Annotated in this window: 19 protein-coding genes; 18 read left to right on the top strand and 1 reads right to left on the bottom strand. The window is 63.7% G+C overall.

The window, feature by feature from the left end; all coding sequences use genetic code 11:
• Window positions 1-7: 7 nt before the first annotated feature.
• On the bottom strand, window positions 8-1,372 hold the full coding sequence (locus ACHHRT_RS07425; RefSeq protein ID WP_395499117.1) for a sigma-54-dependent transcriptional regulator: 1,365 nt from the start codon (window positions 1,370-1,372) through the stop codon (window positions 8-10).
• Window positions 1,373-1,690: 318 nt separating this feature from the next.
• Between ACHHRT_RS07425 and fdnG the strand changes: the two genes are divergently transcribed.
• The 18 genes from fdnG (at window position 1,691) to dnaE (ending at window position 24,034) form a co-directional block, all read left to right on the top strand.
• Window positions 1,691-4,690: a formate dehydrogenase-N subunit alpha gene (gene fdnG, locus ACHHRT_RS07420; RefSeq protein ID WP_395499116.1), complete on the top strand. Its 3,000-nt coding sequence runs from the start codon at window positions 1,691-1,693 to the stop codon at window positions 4,688-4,690.
• Entirely contained in the window at window positions 4,687-5,496 is an 810-nt protein-coding gene (locus ACHHRT_RS07415; protein WP_395499115.1) for a 4Fe-4S dicluster domain-containing protein, read from the top strand. Before fdnG ends, ACHHRT_RS07415 begins: the two co-directional genes overlap by 4 nt.
• Window positions 5,489-6,148 carry a formate dehydrogenase subunit gamma gene (locus ACHHRT_RS07410; RefSeq protein ID WP_395499114.1) on the top strand — a complete coding sequence of 220 codons (660 nt, stop codon included), beginning with the start codon at window positions 5,489-5,491 and terminating at the stop codon, window positions 6,146-6,148. Before ACHHRT_RS07415 ends, ACHHRT_RS07410 begins: the two co-directional genes overlap by 8 nt.
• A gap of 2 nt (window positions 6,149-6,150) precedes the next feature.
• The gene (locus ACHHRT_RS07405) at window positions 6,151-6,984 is read left to right on the top strand and encodes a formate dehydrogenase accessory protein FdhE (protein ID WP_395499113.1); all 834 of its coding nucleotides are present in this window, start codon (window positions 6,151-6,153) and stop codon (window positions 6,982-6,984) included.
• A 13-nt stretch (window positions 6,985-6,997) separates the two neighbouring features.
• On the top strand, window positions 6,998-7,231 hold the full coding sequence (locus ACHHRT_RS07400) for a hypothetical protein (protein WP_395499112.1): 234 nt from the start codon (window positions 6,998-7,000) through the stop codon (window positions 7,229-7,231).
• A gap of 69 nt (window positions 7,232-7,300) precedes the next feature.
• Window positions 7,301-8,122 carry a formate dehydrogenase accessory sulfurtransferase FdhD gene (fdhD, locus tag ACHHRT_RS07395; RefSeq protein ID WP_395499111.1) on the top strand — a complete coding sequence of 274 codons (822 nt, stop codon included), beginning with the start codon at window positions 7,301-7,303 and terminating at the stop codon, window positions 8,120-8,122.
• Complete coding sequence (locus ACHHRT_RS07390; protein WP_395499110.1) at window positions 8,115-9,461, top strand: molybdopterin molybdotransferase MoeA; 1,347 nt, start codon at window positions 8,115-8,117, stop codon at window positions 9,459-9,461. Before fdhD ends, ACHHRT_RS07390 begins: the two co-directional genes overlap by 8 nt.
• 19 nt (window positions 9,462-9,480) lie before the next feature.
• Window positions 9,481-11,409, top strand: coding sequence for a molybdopterin biosynthesis protein (locus tag ACHHRT_RS07385; protein ID WP_395499109.1), 1,929 nt, complete (start codon window positions 9,481-9,483; stop codon window positions 11,407-11,409).
• 10 nt (window positions 11,410-11,419) lie between these two features.
• A complete protein-coding gene (locus ACHHRT_RS07380; RefSeq protein WP_395499108.1) occupies window positions 11,420-12,226 on the top strand; it encodes an ABC transporter ATP-binding protein in 807 nt (268 codons plus the stop codon).
• A gap of 54 nt (window positions 12,227-12,280) precedes the next feature.
• Window positions 12,281-13,405 (top strand): response regulator, encoded by a 1,125-nt coding sequence (locus ACHHRT_RS07375; protein ID WP_395499107.1) that lies wholly within the window; start codon window positions 12,281-12,283, stop codon window positions 13,403-13,405.
• Between the two features lie 50 nt (window positions 13,406-13,455).
• Window positions 13,456-15,114, top strand: coding sequence for a putative ABC transporter permease subunit (locus ACHHRT_RS07370; RefSeq protein ID WP_395499106.1), 1,659 nt, complete (start codon window positions 13,456-13,458; stop codon window positions 15,112-15,114).
• Between the two features lie 188 nt (window positions 15,115-15,302).
• On the top strand, window positions 15,303-16,841 hold the full coding sequence (locus ACHHRT_RS07365) for a YifB family Mg chelatase-like AAA ATPase (protein WP_395499105.1): 1,539 nt from the start codon (window positions 15,303-15,305) through the stop codon (window positions 16,839-16,841).
• 189 nt (window positions 16,842-17,030) lie between these two features.
• Complete coding sequence (locus ACHHRT_RS07360) at window positions 17,031-17,408, top strand: helix-turn-helix domain-containing protein (RefSeq protein ID WP_395499104.1); 378 nt, start codon at window positions 17,031-17,033, stop codon at window positions 17,406-17,408.
• A gap of 26 nt (window positions 17,409-17,434) precedes the next feature.
• Complete coding sequence (metX, locus tag ACHHRT_RS07355) at window positions 17,435-18,610, top strand: homoserine O-acetyltransferase MetX (protein WP_395499103.1); 1,176 nt, start codon at window positions 17,435-17,437, stop codon at window positions 18,608-18,610.
• A gap of 22 nt (window positions 18,611-18,632) precedes the next feature.
• Window positions 18,633-19,244, top strand: coding sequence for a methionine biosynthesis protein MetW (metW, locus tag ACHHRT_RS07350; protein WP_395499162.1), 612 nt, complete (start codon window positions 18,633-18,635; stop codon window positions 19,242-19,244).
• Window positions 19,244-20,185 (top strand): cysteine synthase A, encoded by a 942-nt coding sequence (gene cysK, locus ACHHRT_RS07345; protein ID WP_395499102.1) that lies wholly within the window; start codon window positions 19,244-19,246, stop codon window positions 20,183-20,185. Before metW ends, cysK begins: the two co-directional genes overlap by 1 nt.
• Complete coding sequence (locus ACHHRT_RS07340; RefSeq protein WP_395499101.1) at window positions 20,182-20,349, top strand: Trm112 family protein; 168 nt, start codon at window positions 20,182-20,184, stop codon at window positions 20,347-20,349. Before cysK ends, ACHHRT_RS07340 begins: the two co-directional genes overlap by 4 nt.
• Window positions 20,350-20,479: 130 nt before the next feature.
• Window positions 20,480-24,034: a DNA polymerase III subunit alpha gene (dnaE, locus tag ACHHRT_RS07335; protein WP_395499100.1), complete on the top strand. Its 3,555-nt coding sequence runs from the start codon at window positions 20,480-20,482 to the stop codon at window positions 24,032-24,034.
• The last annotated feature ends 67 nt before the right edge of the window (window positions 24,035-24,101 follow it).

Here is a 24,101-nt window from a genome sequence, read left to right as displayed (position 1 = left end):
TTCCTCGCTATGGTTGGTCGGGGGTTAAACCGTAATCGGAAATTTTCCGATCCAGGGTACTGCGGGTGATATCGAGCAACCGGGCGGCCCGACTCTTGTTCCAGCCGGTACGTTTGAGGATGCGGGCGACCTGAAGCCGCTCGGCGTCGGCCAGGGTCAGGGGGGCGGCCCCGCCGTTATCTTCGCCATTGCCCGGCCGGGTAAGATGCAGAGGGAGATCGGCGGCGGTGAGTTTGTCTCCCCGGGCAATGACCAGGCCGCGTTCAATGACGTTCCGCAGTTCGCGAACATTGCCCGGCCACTCATATTTACCCAGGGCCGCCAGAGCATCGGGGGTCAGCTCCCGAACCGGGTGGCCGGAACGCACCGCGGCCCGGCGCAGAAAGTGGCCGGCCAGGGCCTGAATATCCTCGGGGCGCTCCCGCAGGGGGGGCAGCTGCAGGGAGAAGACGTTGAGCCGGTAGTAGAGATCTTCCCGAAAGGTTCCGGCCGCCACCATCTCGGCGAGATTTTTGTTGGTGGCGGCAATAAAGCGAACATCGACCCTCTGGGGCTTGGTGGAGCCCACCGGAATAAATTCGCCCTCCTGCAGCACCCTCAAGAGCTTGGCCTGCAGGGCCGGGCTCAACTCCCCCACCTCGTCAAGGAGCAGGGTGCCGCCATCGGCCTCAACCAGCAACCCCTTGCGGTTCTCATCCGCCCCGGTGAAGGCTCCCCGCAGGTGACCAAAAAGCTGGCTTTCCAGCAGGGTCTCGGTCAGGGCGGCGCAGTTGAGGGCCAGAAAACGCCGTTCCGCCCGGGGGCCGGCGTAGTGGATGGCGGCGGCCACCAGCTCCTTGCCGGTGCCGGACTCCCCCAGCAGCAGCACGTTGAGGTCGCTGGCCCCCACCCGTTGGGCCAACTCATAAACTTCGCCGAAACGGCGGCTTTTAAAAACGATCTGATCGGGGGCCAACTGCTGGCGGAGATCGTTTTTCAAGGCCCGGTTTTCAGCCAGCAACCCCTGGCGCTCCAGACAGCGTTGGATCACCGCCGCCAGCCGTTCCTCGGGAAAGGGTTTGGTCAGGTAGTCAAAAGCGCCCCGTTTGATCGCCTCCACCGCCGAATCGATGGTGCCGTAGCCGGTCATCACGATCACCCCCAGATCGGGCCGGTTGGCATTCACCCTTCCCAGCAGCTCCAGACCGTCCATCTCCGGCATCCGGATATCCAGCAGCAACACCCCACCCTCTTCCCCCTCTTCGGACAGCTCCTTCAGCAAAGCCAAGGGGGAGGTGCGGGCCTTAACGTCATAACCCAGCTCGGCCAGGGTTTTGCGCAGATAGCGGATAATACCCTCTTCGTCGTCACAGATATAAACCTTCGGTTTCATCGCGCCTCCATGACTGTGGCCTTTCCGGCTCAATGGCTAAACTGTCTCAAAACCATACAGCTTGCGCCATATTTATACAATATTTTCGGTCAACGACGAGCAATCGCCAGCCAAAGCCCGGGGTTAACTTTATGTAAACACGACTCAATGCTCCGGTAGCCGCCTCTGTGGCGCAATTATTGCACCCCATACGCGATCATTGCACGCCGTAACCTTAAGGTTTCGGGCCAGTGCGCCTGATGAGTTTGGGGAGAGAGAACCACGATTCATAATTCCACCGATGAGTGATCATCACATCTTACAAGGAGGCCGGAACCTATGAGATTGTCACGGAGAAACCTGCTGAAACTGGCGGGGGTCGGGAGTACGGCGGCGGTGGCCGGCGGCCTGGGCCTTGATGTCAGTCAAGCCCAAGCGGCAACCACCCAGATCAGGATCGCCCGCGCTCGGGAATACCCTTCGGTCTGCTGCTTCTGCTCCGGCGGCTGCGGGGTGATCGCCCAGGTGGTGGACGGCAAACTGGTCCACACCGAAGGTGATCCCGACAACCCCAGCAACCGCGGTTCCAACTGCTCCAAGGGGGCCGCCGTTCAGCAAACCCATGACAATCCTCAGCGGGTGACCAACGTTCTCTACCGGCCCCCCGGCGCCGCCCAATGGGAGGTCAAGTCCTGGGACTGGGCGATCAACCGGATGGCTCACCTGGTCAAGAAAACCCGGGACGAGAGCTTCCAGACCACCGCCGGGGATGTCACCGTCAATCGCACCGAGGCCATCGCCAGCCTGGGCAGTTCCATTCTCAACAACGAAGATCTTTACCTGATCACCAAGTTTATGCGGGGCCTGGGGGTGACCTACATCGAACACCAGGCCCGGATATGACACAGCTCCACGGTCGCCGGTCTGGGGGCCACGTTTGGCAGGGGCGCAATGACCAACCACTGGGTCGACTTCAAGAACACCGATGTCGCCCTGATCTGCGGCAGCAATGCCGCTGAAAACCATCCCGTTTCATTTTCCTGGCTGCAGCAGGCCCGCGATAAGCGGGGGGCCAAAATTATCCATGTCGATCCTCGTTTCACCCGGACTTCGGCCCGGTCCGATCTCTACTGCCCGATCCGCAGCGGCACCAACATCGCCTTCTACGGCGGAATGATCAACTATATCCTGGAAAAAGAGCGTTACCACCAGGAGTTTATCGCCCACTACAGCAACGCCGCCTCCCTGATCAAGGAGGGTTTCACCTTCGATCCCGAAACCGGCCTCTACGACGGCTTCGACGAGGACAAACGGGCCTATACCGACCGCAGCAACTGGCAGTATGAGCGGGACGCCGAGGGCAATGTCCGCAAGGATCTCTCCCTTAAGCATCCCCGCTGCGTCCTGCAACTGATGAAGCGTCACTACTCCCGTTACAACCTGGAGGCGGTGGCCCAAACCTGTGGGGCCCCCATGGACAAACTGGAGGAGGTTTACGAACTGTTCACCTCCACCGGCCAGCCCGGCAAGGCGGGTTCGATTCTCTACGCCATGGGCCAGACCCAGTTCACCTCCGGCTCCCAGAATGTACGCTGCATGGCCATCATCCAAACCCTGCTGGGCAACATGGGGCTGCCCGGCGGCGGGGTCAACGCCCTGCGGGGGCATTCCAACGTCCAGGGCTCCACCGACATGGCCTGCCTCTTCCACCTGCTGCCCGGCTACATGCCCTGCCCCACCACCGGCCAGCCCAACCTGACCGCCTACAACGCCACCACCCCGGCCGCTCCCGCCTACTGGAGCAACCGGCCCAAGTGGATCGCCAGCCTGCTCAAGGCCTGGTACGGCGATGAGGCCCAGAAGGATAACGACTTCCGCTACGACTTCCTGCCCAAGGCCCAGGCCGGCAAAAACTACTCCCACATGCAGCTCTTTGAGCAGCTCCACGCCGGCCAGGACCTGAAGGGGCTCTTTGTCTGGGGGCAGAATCCGGTGGTGGCAGGCCCCAACTCCCGGCTGGAGAGCAAGGCCATGGAGAACCTGGAATGGCTGGTCTGCCTCGACCCCTTCGAAAACGAGACCAGTACTTTCTGGAAGCGGCCGGGGGCCGATCCCGGCAAGATCGACACCGAGGTCTTCCTGCTGCCGGTGACCACCTTCCTGGAAAAGGAGGGGACCGTCACCCACAGCGGCCGGCTGCTCCAATATCGCTGGAAGGCGGTGGACGGCCCCGGCGATGTCCGCCAGGAATCGTTCATCATCGACCGGCTGGTCAAGCGGGTCAAGGCTCTCTATGCCTCCAGCAACCAGGAGAAGGATCTGCCGATCAAGGCCCTGACCTGGAATTATCCCGATCCCGCCGCCAGCCAGACCGCCTTCATCGACGCGGTGATGCGGGAGATCAACGGCCGCAACCTGACCACCGACAAGCTGGTCCCGGGTTTCGGGGCCCTCCAGGATGACGGCACCACCGACTGCGGCAACTGGATCTACTCGGGGATGTACACCGAGGAGCAGGGCAACCGGACCCAAAGCCGGGTCCTGGACGATCCCGGCGACTGGGGGGCCCACCCCGGTTGGGGTTTTGCCTGGCCGGCCAACCGCCGGATCATCTACAACCGCTGCTCCGCCGACCCCGACGGCAAGCCCTGGTCCGAGGAGCGCAGATACCTCTGGTGGGACGGCAACCGCTGGACCGGCTACGATGTGCCCGACTTCGTCCCCACCATGGCCCCGGACGCTCCCCTGGGCAAGAAACCTTTCATCATGCTCACCGAGCGGGAGTCCCGATTGTTCGCCATCGGCGGGCTCAATGACGGGCCGCTGCCCGAGCACTACGAGCCGGTGGAAAGCCCCACCCACAACGTGTTCAACAAGCGGCAGAATAACCCCGCCCACTATGCCGGTCCCGCCGGCAGCAAGGTGGTGGGCGACGTGGGCCAGTACCCGATCATCTGCTCCACCTGGCGGGTCTGCGAGCACTGGCACTCCGGGGCTCTAAGCCGCAACATGCCCTGGCTGGCGGAACTGATGCCGGAGGCCTTTGTCGAGATGGGCGAGGAGCTGGCCAAGGAACGAGGAATCAAAAACGGTGAGATTATCGAGGTCTTTTCCGCCCGGGGCCAGGTACGGGCCATGGCCATGGTCACTCCCCGGGCCCGGCTTTTCCAGATCAACGGCAAGCCGGTCCACCAGATCGGAATGACCTGGCACTTCGGCTACCAGGGGCTGGTGACCGGCGATATCGCCAACAACCTCACCCCCCACGTGGGCGACGCCAACACCTCAATTCCTGAATACAAGGCATTCCTCGTGGATGTAAGGAAGGTGACATCATGACCAGAATGGCTCGACTGATCGACATAACCCGCTGTACCGCCTGCCGGGGCTGCCAGGTCTCCTGCAAGCGCTGGAATCAGCTGCCGGGCGAGATCGGCCCCGCCACCGGCAGCTACCAGTCCCACGCCGATCTCTCCCCCGGCCGCTGGACCATGATCGAGTTCTACGAGGAGAAGAAGGCCAGCGGTTTCGAGTGGCATTTCCGCAAAAAAACCTGCATGCACTGCGGCGATGCCGGCTGCCTGAAGGCCTGTCCCAACGGGGCTCTGGTCCGGGAGGAGAACGGCACCATCCGCCATATCGAGGAAAAGTGCATCGGCTGCGGCTACTGCACGGTCCACTGCCCCTTCGGCATCCCCAAAATCGACGAAGCCGCCAAGAAGATGCGCAAGTGTACCTTCTGTTACGACCGGATCACCAACGGACGGGAGCCGGCCTGCGCCAAAACCTGTGTCCCCCGGGCCATCGTTTACGGCACCTGGGACGACATGGCCCACCTGGCCGACGAGCGGCTGGCCCAGGCCAAGAAGCTCTATCCCAACGCCCGGATCTACGGGCGCGACGAACTGGGCGGCCTGGGGGTCATTTATGTGCTCCCGGACAAACCGTCCAACTATGGCCTGCCGGAGGACCCGCGCCTGCCCGCCTCCCTGGGCATCTGGAAACAGGCGGTTCACCCCTTCGGCAACGCCATCCTCGGAGCCAGCTTGGCCGCCACCGGCCTGGCTTTCATCATTTCCCGGCGTAACGCGATGAAGCTGGAAGAGAGCGCCAAACTGGAAGAAGGAGGGTATAAAGATGAGTAAGCCCAGAATGGTTAGACGATTCAGCGCGGTGGTGCGGGTCAGCCACTGGCTCTACGCCCTCAGCTTTATTACCCTGGCCATCACCGGTTACATGATCTACGGCAGCGCCTTGGACTGGATGATCCCCCTCTTCGGCAGTCTGGAAGGGGCGATGGTGGTCCACCGGGTGGCGGCGGTATTCCTGATCACGGCGGTGATTATCCCGATCCTGATGCGCCCCCGGGAGGTAACCGCCTGGCTGGGCGAGGTTTTCACCTTTACCGAGGCCGATACCGCCTTTTTGAAAACCTTCCCCGCCAAGTTTGTGGGGGTCAAGAAGAAGATTCCGCCCCAGGGCTTCTATAACGGGGGGGAGAAGATCAACTCCCTGATCCAGATCATCTCCGGGCTGGTGATGATCACCACCGGCCTCTTCATGTGGCTGAGTTCCTCGCCGCCGCCGATCATGTATCCCCTGCACGCCCTGTTCATGGCCATCGGCAGTGCCTCGGCCATCGGCCACATCTACCTGGCCCTGCTCAACCCCGTCTCCAACGAGGCGATCCGGGCCATGATCAACGGTGACGTGTCGGAGAAGTATATGCAGGAGAACCACGGCCAGTGGTACCAGGAGGTTTACAAGGCCGCCCCTAAAGAAAAAAGGAGTACCTGAACTTGCCGGCAAACAACGTAATACCGGAAACACCGCCGGCCCTGCTCTCCTACTACCAACAACTGGATGAACTGGTGAGCCGGCGGCTGCAAGACCTGCAGGCCCTGCCCTTTCCCGGCAACCCCGCGGCCGGAGAAGCGATTCTCCGGTTGCGGCCGGCGAGTCCCTCCCTGGAGGAACAGGGCTTTGTTCCCCACGAGCCCGAGGATCTGGCCGCCAACTTCCTGATAATCTCCCAGGTGCTGGCCGCCAACGCCCCCACCGACCCCCTGGCCCTGGCTTTGAAGGCGGCCCTGGCCCGGGGGGAGTTTGCCCCGGAGTTCTGGCGGGAGTCGATGGCTGATCTGGAGGAGAGGCTGCTGCAATGGGCCGAGACCCACCAGCTGGATGGTGATGCTCTGGTGCAACTGGCCCATTGGGCGGCAACCCCCCGGCGGCGTTGGGCAGTCCAGCATTACCGGGGGGCGCTCCAGGGGCTGGTGACCAACGAACGGAGCCGCTGCCCCATCTGCGGCCGGGAAGCGGACTTTGCCCTGCTCAATGATCGCGAGCATGGCCGGCGCTACCTGCTCTGCATCCACTGCGACCTGAGCTGGCCTTTCAAGCGGATGGGGTGCAGTTTCTGCGACAACAGGGACTTCGATCTCTTAAGCTACCTGATTCCGGAACACTCCCCGGGATACAAAATCTACTGCTGCGACAAGTGCCGGGGGTATCTCAAAACCTTTGACCAGCGCGAGGATGTGCCCCGCCTGGCCGACCGGCATCTGCTGGAATATGCCAATACCCTCTTTCTGGATCTGCTGGCCGTAAACCAGGGTTATCTGCCCCGTTAAAAGGACTATTGCCATGAAACGTGCCGCCTGTAGCAAAAAATGCGCCCATAACAGCATGATTACCCTGCCCGCCGACGCTGATCGGCGGCTGGAGGAAAAAATCAGGGTGAAATCCCAGGAAAACCGGATATCATGCTCTGCCGCCAGGGCGATTGCCAGTGAACTGGGGCTCTCCCCCCGGGAGATCGGGGCCCTGGTGGACAAGCTGAATATCCGGATCACCCAGTGTCAGCTGGGCTGCTTCTAGGCAGCGGCGGAGCCGTCGCCGCCTTAACGCCTTTCCAGGCTCATCCGACGGTGGATCTTCTATAGCTTTATGGAGACATCATATCAGACCCCGATCCTCAGGATCAGCGATGGCCTGGAACGGGAGGTGCTGGACACCATCGCCACCGAAATCGCCTTTACCCTGCTGGTTAACGATCAGGTCCTGGTCTCGCTGCTCTGCAGCCCCGCGGAGCTGGACGCCATGGCCGTGGGCTTCCTGCTCTCCGAGGGGATGCTCAGCGAGCGGGACGCCTTACTGGGGGTGGAGGTTGATGAGGCCCGGGCCGCCGTCAAGGTGGCCCTCAAGGACCTTCCCGCCGACTGGAACACCCTTTTCCACCGCAAGACCATCACCTCCGGCTGCGGCCAGGGAGTCACCTTCAGCAACTCCGCCACCCTGACCTCCCTGGCCGTTCGTCGCCCCCCCCTGCGGTTGAGCAGCGCCCGGATCCACGATCTGCTCCGCGAGTTCAGCCGCAGCTCGGTGCTCTACATGAAAACCGGCGGGGTCCACAGCGCCGCCCTGGCCGACGGCGACTCGATTCTGCTCTTTGCCGAGGATATCGGCCGCCACAACGCGGTGGACAAACTGATCGGCAAGGCCTTTCTGGCCGGCATTCCCCTGGAAGACAAGCTGCTGCTCTCCAGCGGCCGGATCTCCGGCGAGATCATGACCAAGGTGATCCGCAACCGGATTCCGGTTTTGATCACCCGCACCGCCCCGACCTGCATGTCCATCGCCCACGCCGAGGAGCATGGGGTGACCATGATCGGTTTTGCCCGGGGCCGGCGGCTCAACATCTACACCCACCCCCTGGGCCTGATCCTGGAGGACGTGGAGCCGGCCCCGCCGGAGGCTAGCGATGGCTGAGACCCGCCGCCCCCGCGACCCCGACCCCATGATCTCCCCCAAGATCCGCGATATGCTGGGGCGGCGGGACGCCACTTCCCTGGCCGACACCATTGCCATTCTCCAAAACTCCTTGAGCGGGCAGCCGCCGCCGGCCGGGGAAGAGGTCCAACTCGACCAGGCCCTGGGTCGCTACCTGGCCGCCGATCTGGCCGCCCCCGAGCAGTTGCCCAACCATCCCCGATCGGTGATGGACGGCTACGCGGTCCGGGCCGCCGACACCTTCGGGGCCTCGGCCCAATTGCCCACCTATCTCCAGATCAGCGGCGAGGTCCGGATGGGACAGCTGCCGGTGGGCGCCCCCGGGGTTGGCGAGTGTTTCCGCATCTCCACCGGCGGCCTGCTCCCCCAGGGTTGCGACGCGGTGGTGATGCTGGAACATACCATCAGCGGCGGCGACGGCCTGCTGGAGGTGGTCAAGCCGGTGGCACCGGGGGGCAACATCATCGCCCCGGGCGACGATGTTCAGCGAGACGAAATCCTCTTCAAAGCCGGCAGCCGCCTGCGTCCCTGTGATCTCGGCCTGCTGGCCGGCCTGGGATTTGCCCGGATTCCCGTGTACCAGCGGCCGGTGGTGGGGATCATCTCCACCGGCGACGAGATCGTGACTCCGGAGCAAACCCCACCACCGGGCAAGATCCGGGATATCAACACGGCCACCATCGCCGGCCTGGTTGCGGCCCAGGGAGCCATCCCTCGCCCCCTGGGCATTGTCGGTGACCGGGAGGAGGAGTTCCGGCAACTGCTGGAAGAGGCCCTGGCCTCCTGCCGGCTGGTGATCTTCTCCGGTGGCTCCTCGGTGGGGGTGGGCGACCTGGGGGAACGGGTACTCAACAAAATTACCGCTCCCGGGATCATGGTCCATGGGGTGACGATCAAGCCGGGCAAACCGGTGATCATCGCCCGGCATGGAACCATTCCGGTTTTCGGCCTGCCGGGCCATCCCGTCTCGGCGGCGGCGGCCTACGCCCTCTTTGTCCGCCCCACCCTGGAACTGCTGGCCGGAGCCGGCCGGCCCGCCTGGCAGCCCCGCCCGGTGGGCCGGGCCATTCTCCAGCGCAACCTCAACTCCGCCGCCGGCCGCACCGACCTGGTCCCGGTGGCCCTGAGCCGTTCTTCCGACCCCCGAGAAGGGGAAGCCGACCCCGGCGAGGCCAATGGAGAGCTGCTGGCCAGGCCGGTCCTGGGCAAATCCAGCGCCCTCTCCACCCTGGTGCGGGCCGAGGCCTGGATCATGATCGCCGCCCATCTCCAGGGCCTTGGCGCCGGCAGTTCCGTGGATATCTACCGATTTGACTGAACCGTAAGGAATACTCGCCATGCGACGTAACATCTATGTGGACAATCTGCCCCTGGAAGAGGCCATGGCCCGCTGGCACCAGGCCCTGGACCAGAACGGCTGTCTCGCCCCCCAAAGTGAGTCGATCAAGGTGGATGAGGCCCTGGGCCGGATCACCGCCCGGGCGGTTTACGCCCCCCGCTCGGCCCCCTTCTACAACAGCGCGGCCATGGACGGAATCGCCGTCGATTTCCGGGCCACCATCGGGGCCAGCGAGGCCCGGCCCAAACACTTGTCCCCCGAGCAATTCGTGGCGGTCAACACCGGCAACGCCCTGCCTGCCGGCACCAACGCGGTGATCATGATCGAGGATCTCCACTACCTGCCCGACGGCATGGTGGAAATTATCGCCTCGGTCCCGCCCTGGCAGCATGTCCGGACCATCGGGGAGGATATTGTGATCAGCGAGCTGCTGCTCCCGGAAAACCATGTGATCCGGCCCATCGACCTGGGCGCGCTGCTGGCCACCGGGGTCGTCCAGGTGGAGGTCCTGGTGCCGCCGGCGGTGACGATCATCCCCACCGGCAGCGAGATTGTCCAGCCCGGCCAGGCGTTGAAGCCAGGCAATATCATCGAATTCAACAGCCGGATCCTGGCCGGCTATCTCACCGAATGGGGGGCCTATGCCCGCCGGCATGCCATCGTGGCCGACGAGCCCGAACTGCTGCGCCGAGCCATCGCCGCCGCCACCCAACAGGATGGCTGCGATATCGTGGTGATCAACGCCGGGGCCTCGGCCGGCAGCCGCGATTATACCGCCCAGGTCCTGGCCGAACTGGGTCAGGTCATTGTGCATGGGGTCAACATCAAACCCGGCAAGCCGGTGATTCTGGCCATCGTCAATGGCAAGCCGGTGATCGGCCTGCCCGGTTACCCGGTGTCGGCGGTGCTGACCCTGCGACTTTTCGGCAAGGAGCTGGTGGAGCGAAGGCTGGGGCGGGATCGGGAGCCGGAGCCGGTGGTCCGGGCCACCATCTCCCGCCCCCTGTCCTCCAAACTGGGTACCATCGATTTTGTCCGGGTCAAGCTGGGGCAGGTGGGCGACAAACTGATCGCCACTCCCACCGGCCATGGCGCCGGGGCGGTGATGACCCTGGTCCAGGCCGACGGCATTCTGACGGTGCCGGCCGGCAGCGAAGGGATCGGGGCGGGAGAACTGGTGCGGATTGAACTGTTGCGCTCGCTGGCCGAGATCGACAACACCCTGGTGTTCATCGGCAGCCACGACAACATTCTCGATGTGCTGGCCAACCTGCTTCACCGCCACCGCCCCCTGGTCCGGCTCTCCTCCTCCCACGTGGGCAGCATGGGGGGGATCATGGCGATCAAGCGGGGCGAGGCCCACCTGGCCGGCACCCACCTGATCGACGAGGCCAGCGGGGAATACAACGTGCCATTCATCCGCAAGATACTGCCCGATCTTCCCCTGACCCTGATCAATCTGGCCTGGCGCCAACAGGGCCTGCTGGTGGCCAAGGGCAACCCCAAGGGGATCGCCGGTTTTGCCGATCTGCGGCGCGACGATATCACCTTTATCAACCGCCAGCGGGGGGCCGGCACCCGGATTCTCACCGATCTCAACCTGAAAAAGCTGGGCATCGGTCCCGAAGAGGTAAAAGGTTACCAGCGGGAGGAGTACACCCATATGACCGTGGCCTCGGCAGTGGCCGGCGGCAACGCCGATACCGGCCTGGGGATTCTGGCGGCGGCCCGGGCCCTGGATCTCGATTTTGTGCCGGTGGCCAGGGAGCGCTACGATCTGATCGTCCCCACCGCTTTTGCCGCCGACCGCAAGGTGGCCGCCCTGCTGGCCATGCTCCGGGAAAACCAGGAGTTCAGGACCACGGTGGAGCAACTGGGGGGCTACGATCTCAGCGATTGCGGCCGTTCCATGTACCACCAGGGCTAGGCCGACCGCCATGAACGACCAGCACTCGCGACCGCAACCCGCCCCCATTCTCCAGGTTGCCGGCCTCAACAAACGGTTCGGCGACCACCAGGCGGTGGCCGATCTCTCCCTCACCGTGGGCCGGGGGGAGATTTTCGGCTTTTTAGGTCCCAACGGAGCCGGCAAGACCACCACCATCCGGATGCTGGCCGGCCTGCTCAAGCCCGACAGCGGTTCGATCATCATCAACGGCCACGATCTGGCCGTTTTCCCCACCCTTTGCAAGCAGGATACCGGCTATATCCCCGATCGCCCCTTTCTCTACGAGAAACTGACCGGCCAGGAGTTCCTGCAGTTCATGGCCGGTCTCTACCACCTGCCCGCCGCCGACTTTCTGGGCACCGTACCCCGCCTGCTGGGTCTTTTCGATCTGAACGACTGGCAGGACCACCTGATCGAAAGCTACTCCCACGGCATGCGGCAAAAGCTGATCATCACCGCCGCCTTCATGCTGACCCCGCCCCTGATCGTGGTCGATGAACCCATGGTGGGCCTGGACCCCAAAAGCGCCCGGCTGGTCAAGGAGCTGTTCAAACAGCACGCGGCGGCGGGCCGGACCATCTTTCTCTCCACCCACTCCCTGGAGGTGGCGGAAGAGCTCTGCCACCGGATCGGGATCATCGTCGGCGGCCGGCTCCACGCCCTGGGGGACATGGCCGAACTGCGGGCCCGGGCCGGCGGCCGGGACGGTGATCTGGAGGATATTTTCCTGGAGTTGACCGGCTCCCATGAACTCCAGGCGGTGATCGAGGCCCTGCGCTCCGCCCCCGCCGATTGACAAGCCCGCCCCGGTGGTCCATAATGCGACAATCGACAACGGGGGCGCGTGGCCATGAAAATTCTGCTGGTGGACAACAATCCGATGAACTTGCTGGCCCTGACCTCCTTTCTGGATGAGTTGGGGTATGAAACCAGCACCGCCGCCGACGGCCTCTCGGCCCTGCACCTGCTGGATCAGTTCACCCCGGACGTGGTGATCACCGACCTGCTGACCCCCAATATCGGCGGCGACAAACTCTGTCGAATCATCCGCGACCTCCCCCGCCTCCGGCAATGCTTCACCATCATCATCGCCGCCGAGGAGGCCGGGGAGGATTCCGGCGTCTGCGAGGCCGATGCCTGCATCGCCAAGGGTAAAACATCCGCCATCAAGGAGCGCCTGCGGGAGATTCTGGAGCGGGCCGGCCAGCGCAAGAGCGACAGCCTCTACGAGGTGGACCTCACCCTGGGGCTTAACCAGGATCACAGCGGGGAAATCACCAGCGAGCTGCTCAACTCGCGCAACTATTACGCCGACATTGTCGAGGATCTGGACGAGGGGGTGCTGGGCCTGGATCGGGAACACCGGATAATCTACGCCAACCGAGCCGCCATCCTGCTGGCCGGGGTGGCGGAGGAGCTGCTGCTGACCCGGGATTTCACCGCCCTCTTTGCCGAAAGCGACCGGGCCGCCGTCCGCCATGGCCTGCAGCTGCTCGACCGGAGCGCGGATAAAGAGCCCCACCGGATCGACAACGATCCACCCTTGAACCTCAACGGCTATTTCGTCACCCTGAAATGCCTGCCCCTGGAAGTGGGCAAGCAAAGGGTGATCGTGGTGATGATCCAGGACCAGAGCGCCAAAATTATCGCCGCCCGTACCATCGCCGCCGGCAATCAACGCTGGCAGGCCCTGTTTAACGAAATGCCCGGCGGGGCCCTGTTGCTGGAGAAGAGCGGCCCCGACAATTTCACGGTGATCGCCGCCAACCGGGCCGCCGCCGATCAGTTTAACCTGGCTCCGGACCAGCTGATCGGCCGCACCCCCCGGCAACTGTGGCCCCACGCTGACCAGGCGCTCACCAACCTGCTCCAGCAGGTCCAGCAGGGAGGGCAAGCCGAGGATCTCGCCATCGGCGGCGACCGCTGCCGCTGCGCTCTTATGCCCTCGGGCGAGCTGATCCTGCTGCTCCACTAAAAGGGGCCTGGCTGCCGCCCGATACCTAAACCAGGACTCTGCCGATCATCATGCGCCACCTGCTCACCCCCTTGCTCCTGGCCACCCGCAACCGCTTCCTGCCCGGCGGCCGCGTAAGCCCGCGCGGCCTGGGGATCATCCTTTTCAGCCTGGGGGTGGCGGTGGTCATCCACCTGATCTCGCTAAGGGTGGTGGGCTATTTTCAGGAGCAGAGCGAGCTGGGGATCATCCTCAGCCTCAAGATTTTTGAGATGACCTGGATCATCCTCTTCGCCATGGTGATCTTCTCCTGCATGGTGGCGGCGGTCTCCACCATTTTTCTCTCCAAGGACAACGAGATCCTCTTTGCCGCCCCCCAGCATCCCGCCCGCCTCTTCGCCCTGCGCTACCTCTCCACCTCCCTTTACACCGGCTGGATGCTCTTTCTCTTCATGCTGCCGGTGCTGCTGGCCTACGGCCGGGTCTTCGGGGCCGGCCCCTGGTACTGGCCGCTGCTGCCGGTGAGCCTGCTGGGGGTGATCCTGGCCGCCACCGGCACCGGCCTGCTGGCCACCATTATTCTGGTCAACCTCTTCCCGGCCCGCCGGACCAAGGATATCATCCTCTACCTTTCGATCTGCTTCGGGGTCCTGATCTACCTGATGTTCCGGCTGCTGCGCCCCGAGGAGCTGGTCAACCCGGACAACTACGGCCACTTCGTCGAGTACCTCTCCGCCGTTGCCACCCCGGCGGCCCCCTACATCCCGGCGGCCTGGGCCGCCAACCTGCTTTCGCTCTACCTGCTGGACCGGGAGCTGGACCTGCTGCTGCTGGCCCTGCTGGTCGTCACCCCCATCGCCCTGTTTATTCTCGGGGAGGGGGCCATGAGCCGCTGGTTTTTCCGGGGCTACAGCAAGGCCTATGAGTCCTTCGGCGGCGGCAGCCGTTTCGGAGCGACCGCCGCCGACTATCGCCCCCGCCCCTGGTACTCCCTGTTCCACAAGGAGGCCAAAACCTTTCTACGCGACTCCACCGAATGGGCCCAGCTCTTCATGGTGGGGGCCCTGATCATCGTCTATCTCTACAACTTCAAGATTCTGCCCCTGGATCGGGCCTTTATTCGAGAGGAGTACCTGGCCAACCTGATCGCCTTTCTCAATATCGGCCTCACCGGGTTTGTCTGCGCCTCCCTGGCGGCCCGCTTCGTCTACCCTTCGATCAGCGCCGAGGGCGGGGCGATCGTCCTGCTGCAAAGCTCCCCTTTAAGCATGCGGAACTACCTGCTGCGCAAATTTCTCTTCTACCTGGCCCCCTTCACCCTGCTGGCCCTGCTCTTGATTCTGCTCTCCAACCATCTGCTGGGGGTGGCCGGACCGATCTGGTGGATCTCGGTGGCCCTGATCCTGCCCCTGACCTGGGCGGTGCTGGCCATGGCGGTGGGTTTCGGGGCGATCTATGCCGATTTCAAGGCGGAAAACCGGGCCGCCACCCTGGGGGGCTGGGGAGCGGTGCTTTTCCTGCTCACCGCCCTAACCTTTGAGGTGACACTGATCTTCGGGGCGGCCTGGCCGGCCTGGCGAGTGGTCCGGCGCTGGCTGCACCACGGAGTGCTGAACGGCGGCGATCTGCTGCTGCCCGTGGCCGGTTTGGTGGTCGCCGCCTTACTGGCTTTTGCCGTCGCCCTCTTTTTTTTCTTGAAAGGGGTCAAGGCACTGGATACCCTCTCCTGACCATTGGTCAGCGATCACCGGGCTGTCGCCGTCGGGGTTGCAGCGGGTTTCGCCTGCGGCCGGGGGCATGGACGCCCAGGAGGCCGCAGGCGCCTCGCAGGCGGGCAGGATGCCCGCCGAGAATGAGCGAAACCCCGACGGCGACAGCCCGGTGATCGCTGACGATATTCAATCGAAGAGAGGAACAGATGCTGGCCAGGGTGAAAAGCGGGGCGGTGGTGGGGGTGGAAGGGCTGCTGGTGGATGTGGAGGTGGATATCGCCCGGGGGTTGCCGGTTTTCACCACCGTCGGCCTGGCCGAAGGAGCGGTCCGGGAGAGCAAGGAGCGGGTCCGGGCGGCGATCCGCAACAGCGGCTACGAGTTTCCCAACCGGCGAATCACCATTAACCTGGCTCCAGCCGACCTGAAAAAGGCGGGAACCGGCTATGATCTTCCCATCGCGGTGGGAATTCTCGCCGCCGCCGAACTGATCTCCCCAAGCCAAATCGCCCCCTGGTGCCTGATCGGCGAACTCTCCCTGGATGGCACCCTGCGCCCCACCCCGGGGGTGCTGCCCATGGTGCTGGCCGCCCGCCAGGCCGGGGTGGCAACGGTGATGGTCCCCCGGGCCAACGCCGCGGAAGCGATGATGGTTGCCGGGGTCAAACTGGCGGCGGTCTCCTCCCTGGGGGAGGCGGTGGATATTCTGCGGGGCCTGCGCGAGCCTGAACTGCCCACCCCGCCTGAACCGGACGCCCCGGGGACGGAGCAGCCTGATTATGAGGTGGATTTCGCCGAGGTCCGGGGCCAGGAATATGTTAAACGGGCCCTGGAGATCGCCGCCGCCGGCCAGCACAATATCCTGCTGCAGGGCCCTCCCGGAACCGGCAAGACCATGCTGGCCCGCCGACTGCCCACCATCATGCCCGAACTCTCCTTCGAGGAGGCCCTGGAAACCACCCGGATCTACAGCGTGGCCGGGGAACTGCCCCCGGGCTTCGGACTCCTGCGCCGGCGCCCCTTTCAAGCTCCCCATCATACCATCTCCGACGCCGGCCTGATCGGCGGCGGCGGCCAATGGCCCCGGCCAGGCCAGGTCTCCCTGGCCCACAAGGGGGTGCTGTTTCTGGATGAGTTGCCGGAGTTCCGCAAGAATGTGCTGGAGAGCCTGCGCCAGCCCCTGGAGGATGGCCGGGTCACCATCGCCCGCTCCCGGCAGAGCCTGATTTTCCCGGCTGACTTCATGCTGGTGGCGGCCCTCAACCCTTGCCCCTGCGGCCACTACCCCGGCAACGAGCAGCATGAGTGCCACTGTACCCCGGCCCAGATCCAGCGCTACCGCCACCGCCTTTCCGGGCCGCTGCTGGATCGCATCGATCTCTATCTGGAGGTTACCCCGGTCAAGTTCCAGGAGATGACCGACCACACCCCCGGGGAGTCATCGGCCACCATCCGCCGGCGGGTGGCGGCGGCCCACGCCATTCAGCGCCGCCGTTTTCCCCGCCGCAAAACCACCTTCCACAACAGCCGGATGAACCCCCGCGACCTGGAGCGCCACTGCCGGGTGGATTCGGCCGCCCACCGGCTGCTGGAGGAGGCGGTGCGCCGCTTCGGCCTTTCCGCCCGGGCCTATCACCGAATCCTGAAGATCGCCCGCACCATCGCCGATCTGGCCGCCAGCGCCGACCTGACCACCGCCCACGTGGCGGAAGCGGTCCAGTACCGCCGCCTGGAGATCAAAAAATAGCTTCCCCCATGGTCGGCTGACCGAATATTGCTTCTTTCTTGTCCCATAAGTGGTATAGTAGGGCCGCCGCTGGTCGAAATTCGAGCTACCACCATGTCACGGCGGTCCGACGGCAGCCCACAATGAATAAAAACGGACGGCAAGCGATAAATCCGACCACAACCCCAGCCATTGATCATGAGGTGAATCATGGAGAGCAGCGATTTTTTCAAAATCAGGAAAAAACTGCAAAAAACCCAGAAGGAGATCGCCGAACTGCTGGGAACCTCCATCAAGGCGATCCACAGCTACGAGCAGGGTTGGCGCTCCATCCCGCCCCACGTGGAGCGCCAGATGTATTTTCTGGTTTCCCGCCAGCGGGAACTGCACGAGAAGCCGCCCAAGGCCTGCTGGACCATCAAGAAATGCCCCCCTTCCCGCAAGCGTAACTGCCCGGCCTGGGAGTTTCGGGCCGGCAAGATGTGCTGGTTTATCAACGGCACCATCTGCGAGTGCAACGCCCGCAAGAACTGGAAGGAGAAGATGGTGGTCTGCAAGCAATGTGAAGTGATGGCGCCGCTGCTCTAAGCAAGACTTTCCGGAAACGACCCGCGATGAGTGAATACAGCGCCCGTGATGCCGATGATGTTTCCGTGGGCATCGTGGAGAAGAAATTTTATACCTTCGGCGGCGGGACCAACCAGGCCCTGGTGCTGGAGAGCGGCGCCGAAATCGGCCCGGTTACGGTGGCCTATGAAACCTATGGCCAACTCTCCCCCGCCAAGGACAACGCGGTACTGGTGCTCCACGCCCTCTCCGGCGACTGCCATGTGGCCGGCTACTACAGCAAGGCCGACGCCAAGCCCGGCTGGTGGGAGAATATGGTGGGGCCGGGCAAGGGGATCGATACCGACCGCTATTTTGTAATCTGCGCCAGCATCCTGGGCAGTTGCGGCGGCACCACCGGCCCCTGCGCCACCAACCCCGCCAGCGGCAAGCCCTACGGCCTGGATTTTCCGGTGGTCACGGTGGGGGATATGGTCACGGTTCAGCGCAAACTGCTGGATCACCTGGGGGTGGAGAAGCTGCTGGCGGTGGTGGGCGGCTCTTTAGGGGGGATGCAGGCCCTGGAGTGGAGCCTGCGCTATCCCGACCGGGTGGCCGGGGTGATCGCCCTGGCCACCACCATGCGCCATTCGGCCCTGGCCATCGCCTTCAACGAGATCGCCCGCCAGGCGATCATGACCGACCCCAACTGGAACAAAGGCCACTACTACGGCGGCCCCAAGCCCGATACCGGTCTGGCGGTGGCCCGGATGATCGGCCATGTCACCTATCTTTCCGACGAGGCGATGCGGCGCAAGTTCGGTCGCCGCCTCCAGGAGAAGGATGCCTTCTCCTTCCAGTTCGATATCGATTTCGAGGTGGAGAGCTACCTGCGCCATCAGGGCAGCAAGTTTGTGGCCCGCTTCGACGCCAACTCCTTTCTTTACGTAACCAAGGCGGCCGATTACTTTGATCTGGAACGGCGGGGCGGAGCCGGCTCGGCGGTGGAAGCCTTCGCCGCGGCCCGTTCCCGTTTCCTGGTGGTCTCCTTCACCTCGGACTGGCTCTACCCCACCTACCAGTCCAAGGAGTTGGTGCGGGCCCTGAAGAAAAACGGCCTCAACGTCAGTTTTTGTGAAATCAAAGCCGATTGCGGCCATGACGCCTTCTTGATTCCCAACAAACGGTTAAGCAGCCTGATCGGTAATTTCCTGGAACGAACCCGCGATGAAAGCAGATTTTAAATCCGCCGACACCCCCCCGGCCATGCGTTTTGACCTTTCGGTGATCGCCTCCTGGATCGAGCCCGGCAGCAAGGTCCTGGACCTGGGCTGTGGCGAAGGGGATCTGCTCCACTACTTGAAACAGCAAAAAGGGGTGCAGGGAACCGGCATCGAGATGGTGGAGGCCAAGGCCCTGCGCTGCATCGAGAAGGGGCTCAGCGTCCTCCAGGGAGATATCACCGAGGAGGTGCAGGATTACGCCGAGAACACCTTCGATTACGTGATCCTCAGCCAGACCCTGCAGCAGGTTTACGCCCCGGCCCAACTGCTCAACTCCCTGCTGACCATCGGCCGGCGGGTGGTGGTCAGCTTTCCCAACTTCACCCACTGGAAAAATCGCTGGCAACTGATCTGGCAGGGTCGAGCCCCGCTCTCCAAACAGTTGCCCTTTGAATGGTACAACACCCCCAATATCCGGGTGATCGCCATCATCGACTTTCGCCGCTTCGTTAAAAAAATGGGCTGGCGAATCGTGCGGGAAACGGCGATCAACACCGATCACCACGACCGCCACGGGAATGTGGTCCGGCTGTTGCCCAATCTGCGCGCCACCTACGGGATATTTATGCTGGCTAAAAAGAAGGAGAAGAAGTGATGAGTGAACGCGATAAGGTCGTGGCCGGAGTGGCCGGCCTGGTGGGCGAGACCCCCCTGCTGCGACTTAATAATCTCAGCGCCCGCTGCGGGGCGGAAATTCTGGTGAAGATGGAGTCGCGCAACCCCGCCTTCAGCGTCAAGGACCGGATCGGCAAGGCGATGCTGGCGGCGGCGGAAGCCACCGGCAAGATCAAGGCCGACACCGTGGTGATTGAACCCACCAGCGGCAATACCGGCATCGCCCTGGCCATGCTCTGTGCCGCCACGGGCCGGCGGCTGATCCTGACCATGCCGGAAACCATGAGCCTGGAACGGCGGGCCCTGCTCAAACATTTCGGGGCCGAACTGGTCCTGACCCCCGGCCCGGAGGGGATGAAGGGGGCCATCGCCAAGGCCCAAGAGCTAACCGCGGCCACCCCCGACAGCTTTATGCCCAACCAGTTCAGCAACCCGGCCAACCCGGAGATCCACCGCCAAACCACCGCCGAAGAGATCTGGCGGGACACCGCCGGCGGAATCGACCTGTTCGTGGCCGGGGTGGGAACCGGCGGCACCATCACCGGGGTGGGCGAGGTGATCAAGGCCCGCAAGCCCGGCTTCCAGGCCTTCGCGGTGGAGCCCGCCGACTCGCCGGTCCTCTCCGGCGGCCAGCCCGGACCCCACAAGATCCAGGGGATCGGAGCCGGTTTTGTCCCCTCGATCCTCAACACCGCCGTCATCGACCGAATCATCCAGGTCAGCAACGAGCAGGCCCTGGCCACCGCCCGGCTGGTGGCGGCCCGGGAGGGGATTCTCTGCGGGATCTCTTCGGGGGCCAACGTTTTCGCCGCCATGCAGGCGGCCGAATCCCCCGAGTTCAAGGGCAAACAGATCGTCACCGTGGTCTGCGACACCGGCGAACGCTACCTGAGCACCCCCATGTTCGAGGCCCAATCATGATCAACCAGGAACTGCTGGCCATCCTGGCCTGCCCCAAATGTAAAGGTCCGGTCCGGCTCAACGCGCAGGAGGACGGGCTGATCTGCGAGACCTGCGCCCTGCTCTTCAAGATCCGGGACGGAATCCCCATCATGCTCATTGACGAAGCGGAAAAAATTAACTAGATCTCCCTCCTGAAAGATGCGGGGACAGATTTAGAACTGTCCCCGGCTTCACCCGGCTTTACTCCTATTACCAACGTTGGGGGGCGGATTGCGACTCTGTCCCCGGCTTTCCTCTTCCGGAGTTCTTGTAATGGCGGATCCTGTTATCACCACGCCCCAACCGGCTGACGCCGGCTTTGTCCATCTCCATGTCCATACCCAGTACAGCCTGCTGGATGGCGCCATCCGGCTCGATCGGCTGCTGGCCAAATGCAAGGAGTACGGGATGGGGGCGGTGGCCATGACCGACCACGGCGCCATGTTCGGGGCCCTGGAGTTCTACGTCAAGGCCAAAAAGGCCGGGATCAAGCCGCTGATCGGCTGCGAGTTCTATATCGCCCCCGAGAGCCGCACCGACAAAAGCGCCAAAAGCGCCGGCAAGGCCGCCTACCATCTGCTGCTGCTGGCCATGGATATAACCGGCTACCGCAACCTGATGAAGCTGGCCAGCATCGCCCAGATGGAAGGGTTTCACTACAAACCCCGCATCGACATGGAGGTTTTGGCCACCCACAGCGATGGGCTGCTGGCCTTGACCGCCTGTCTCCACGGCCTGATCCCCACCCTGATCACCCAGGGGGATATGGCCGGGGCGGCCCGGGAGGCCCGGCGGCTGCATGAGCTGTTTCCCGACCGCCTCTACCTGGAGATGCAGGAGAACGGCCTGGCCGAACAGCAGGTCGTCAACGAGGGGCTGAAAAAGCTGGCCGCCGAGTTGGGACTGCCGCTGGTGGCCACCAACGACTGCCACTATCTCAACCGGGAAGAGGCCCAGGCCCACGAGGTGCTGCTCTGCATCCAGACCGGCAAGACCATGGCCGATGCCGGCCGCTTCCGCTTCTCCACCGATGAACTCTTTTTCAAATCGCCCACCGAGATGAAGGCCGCCTTCGCCCATTGCCCCGAGGCGGTGGCGGAAACGGTGAAGGTGGCCCAGCGCTGCAACCTGGAGCTGGATCTGAGCTCCCACCATTTCCCCGATTTTCCGGTGCCGGCGGGGGAAACTTTAGCCACCCTCTTTGAAAGCGCCGCCCGTCAGGGCCTGGAGAAACGGCTGGCCGAGCTCCAGGCCCTCAGCGGTCTTGCCCCCGAACAGGAGGAGAGCTACCGCCTCCGCCTGGAGCATGAGATCGAGGTGATCAACAAGATGGGCTTTCCCGGCTACTTCCTGATCGTGGCCGACTTCATCAACTGGGCCAAGGACCGGGAGATTCCGGTGGGGCCGGGCCGGGGCAGCGGCGCCGGCAGCCTGGTGGCCTGGGCCATGCGGATCACCGATATCGACCCGCTCCCCTACGGTCTGATCTTCGAGCGCTTCCTCAATATCGAACGCAAGTCGATGCCCGACTTCGATGTCGATTTCTGCATGGAACGCCGGGGCGAGGTGATCGAATATGTCCAGCAGAAGTACGGCGGGGCCGAGCATGTGGCCCAGATCGTCACCTACGGCTCGATGAAGGCCAAGGCGGTGGTCCGGGACGTGGGCCGGGCCCTGGGGATGAGCTACGGCGAGGTGGACCGGATCGCCAAGCTGATCCCCGAAGAGCTGGGGATCACCCTGGAGAAGGCCATCGCCCGGGAACCCCGTATCCAGGATCTGATCAAGCGGGAACCGGCGGTGGCGGAACTGCTGGCGGCGGCCCGGACCCTGGAGGGGCTGAACCGCCATACCTCCACCCACGCCGCCGGGGTGGTGATCTCGCCGCAGCCCATGGTGGAGTATCTGCCGGTCTGCCGGGGTCCCAAGGGCGAGGTGCTGACCCAGTACGACATGAAGCACACCGAGATGACCGGGCTGATCAAGTTCGACTTCCTCGGCCTGAAAACCCTCACCGTCATCGACCGGGCCCTCAAACTGATCAAGGGCGATCTGGGCCACGCGGTGGATATCGCCGCCATCCCCTTGGACGACCACAAAACCTACGACCTGCTCTGCAAGGGCGACGCCCTGGGAGTCTTCCAGTTGGAAAGCTCCGGGATGCGCAGCCTGCTGATGAAGATGAAGCCCGAGGTCTTCTCCGACCTGATCGCTTTAGTGGCCCTCTACCGCCCCGGCCCCCTGGAGTCGGGGATGGTGGATGATTTCGTCAACACCAAGCACGGCCGAATGGTGGCCAAATATCCCCTGCCCCAGCTGGAGCCGATCCTCAAGGAGACCTACGGGGTGATCGTCTACCAGGAGCAGGTGATGAAGATCGCCAACGTCCTGGCCGGCTACTCTTTGGGTGATGCCGACAACCTGCGGCGGGCCATGGGCAAGAAGATCGCCGCGGTGATGGATGCCGAAAAGGGCAAATTCCTGGCCGGTTGCGAAAAAAACGCCATCGACCCCAAAAAGGCGGAGTATATCTTCGACCTGATGGCCAAGTTCGCCGGCTACGGCTTCAACAAGAGCCACAGCGCCGCCTACGCCCTGATCGCCTACCAGACCGCCTGGCTCAAGGCCCACTACCCGGCCCAGTTCATGGCCGCCTTGCTGTCGTGTGACATGGGCAACACCGACAAGGTGGTGCGCTATATCAACGAGTGCAAGGAGCACGAGATCGAGGTGCTGCCGCCGGATATCAACGAATCGTTCGCCGATTTCACGGTTATCAGCGACCGGATCCGTTTCGGCCTGGCGGCGGTGAAGAATGTGGGCGGCTCGGCTCTGGAATCGATCCTGGAGGTGCGGGGGCAGGATGGCCCCTACAAGTCGCTGGAGGATTTCTGCCTGCGGGTGGACGGCCGCAAGGTCAACCGCCGGGTGGTGGAGAGCCTGATCAAAGCCGGAGCCTTCGACTCTTTGGGGGCCAAGCGCTCCCAACTGTTCGCCATCCTCGACCAGGCCCTGGACCAGGCCCAGGCGGCCCAGCGCGATCGTTTAAGCGGCCAGATCTCGCTCTTTGCCGCCATGCCAAAGGCCCAAGCCGACCAGGCCACCGCCATCGAGCTGCCCGATCTGCCCGAGTGGGATGAAAAACAGCGGCTGGCCATGGAGAAGGAGACGGTGGGCTTCTACCTGACCGGCCACCCCCTGGACAAACACCGGCGGGAGTTGGCGGCGGTGGTGGATACCGATCTGCACGGCCTGCGGGAGTGGGGCGACAACCAGATGGTCCGGGTGGGGGGGCTGATCCGTCAATGGAAGCCCCATCGCAGCAAAAAGGGAGCGGCCATGGCCTTTGTCACCCTGGAGGACACGGTGGATTCCGTCGAGGTGGTGATCTTTCCCGAAGCCTACGCGGCCTGCGCCCACCTCTTGGGGGGTGATGAGCCCATCGTGATCCAGGGCAAGGCCCAGAAGGAGGAGAGCGGGGTCAAACTGATCGCCGACACCGTGGACTCCCTGGCCGAGGCCCAGGTCAAGTACACCGACAAGGTGGTGATCCGACTCAAGGCCGACCAGGTGGGCCGCCCCCAGTTGGAGGCGGTGAAAAAGACGGTGCAGCGCTTCCACGGCCCCTGCCGGGTGGCCATCAGCCTCCAGTTCCCCGAGCGGGGCGAGGTGGAGGTGGCGGCCTCGGCCGACCTGACGGTGCGCCCCGGCCGGGAGTTCAGCCGGGAGGTGGAGAAAACCCTGGGTTATGCCGCCCTGCGCTACCTGAAAAAACCCCTGGAGCCCGCCGCCACCGAACCGCGCCGCCACGGCAACGGCCGCAAGTAGCAACGGGAGGCCCCCCTGTATGCTCAAAGGTGGTGCACACCGCCGCCAACGGGCTGCCTTTGGGGGC

This window comes from Desulfurivibrio modestus (genome assembly GCF_044068625.1).
Lineage (GTDB): Bacteria > Desulfobacterota > Desulfobulbia > Desulfobulbales > Desulfurivibrionaceae > Desulfurivibrio.
This window is presented reverse-complemented; position numbering and strand designations above follow the sequence as displayed.

Excerpts from the sequence above, each read along its gene's own strand:
- ACHHRT_RS07425 (WP_395499117.1), bottom strand. The coding sequence starts at position 1,372 with ATGAAACCGAAGGTTTATATCTGTGACGACGAAGAGGGTATTATCCGC.
- ACHHRT_RS07415 (WP_395499115.1), top strand. The coding sequence starts at position 4,687 with ATGACCAGAATGGCTCGACTGATCGACATAACCCGCTGTACCGCCTGC.
- ACHHRT_RS07410 (WP_395499114.1), top strand. The coding sequence starts at position 5,489 with ATGAGTAAGCCCAGAATGGTTAGACGATTCAGCGCGGTGGTGCGGGTC.
- ACHHRT_RS07400 (WP_395499112.1), top strand. The coding sequence starts at position 6,998 with ATGAAACGTGCCGCCTGTAGCAAAAAATGCGCCCATAACAGCATGATT.
- fdhD (WP_395499111.1), top strand. The coding sequence starts at position 7,301 with ATGGAGACATCATATCAGACCCCGATCCTCAGGATCAGCGATGGCCTG.
- ACHHRT_RS07390 (WP_395499110.1), top strand. The coding sequence starts at position 8,115 with ATGGCTGAGACCCGCCGCCCCCGCGACCCCGACCCCATGATCTCCCCC.
- ACHHRT_RS07385 (WP_395499109.1), top strand. The coding sequence starts at position 9,481 with ATGCGACGTAACATCTATGTGGACAATCTGCCCCTGGAAGAGGCCATG.
- ACHHRT_RS07380 (WP_395499108.1), top strand. The coding sequence starts at position 11,420 with ATGAACGACCAGCACTCGCGACCGCAACCCGCCCCCATTCTCCAGGTT.
- ACHHRT_RS07375 (WP_395499107.1), top strand. The coding sequence starts at position 12,281 with ATGAAAATTCTGCTGGTGGACAACAATCCGATGAACTTGCTGGCCCTG.
- ACHHRT_RS07370 (WP_395499106.1), top strand. The coding sequence starts at position 13,456 with ATGCGCCACCTGCTCACCCCCTTGCTCCTGGCCACCCGCAACCGCTTC.
- ACHHRT_RS07365 (WP_395499105.1), top strand. The coding sequence starts at position 15,303 with ATGCTGGCCAGGGTGAAAAGCGGGGCGGTGGTGGGGGTGGAAGGGCTG.
- ACHHRT_RS07360 (WP_395499104.1), top strand. The coding sequence starts at position 17,031 with ATGGAGAGCAGCGATTTTTTCAAAATCAGGAAAAAACTGCAAAAAACC.
- metX (WP_395499103.1), top strand. The coding sequence starts at position 17,435 with ATGAGTGAATACAGCGCCCGTGATGCCGATGATGTTTCCGTGGGCATC.
- metW (WP_395499162.1), top strand. The coding sequence starts at position 18,633 with ATGCGTTTTGACCTTTCGGTGATCGCCTCCTGGATCGAGCCCGGCAGC.
- cysK (WP_395499102.1), top strand. The coding sequence starts at position 19,244 with ATGAGTGAACGCGATAAGGTCGTGGCCGGAGTGGCCGGCCTGGTGGGC.
- ACHHRT_RS07340 (WP_395499101.1), top strand. The coding sequence starts at position 20,182 with ATGATCAACCAGGAACTGCTGGCCATCCTGGCCTGCCCCAAATGTAAA.
- dnaE (WP_395499100.1), top strand. The coding sequence starts at position 20,480 with ATGGCGGATCCTGTTATCACCACGCCCCAACCGGCTGACGCCGGCTTT.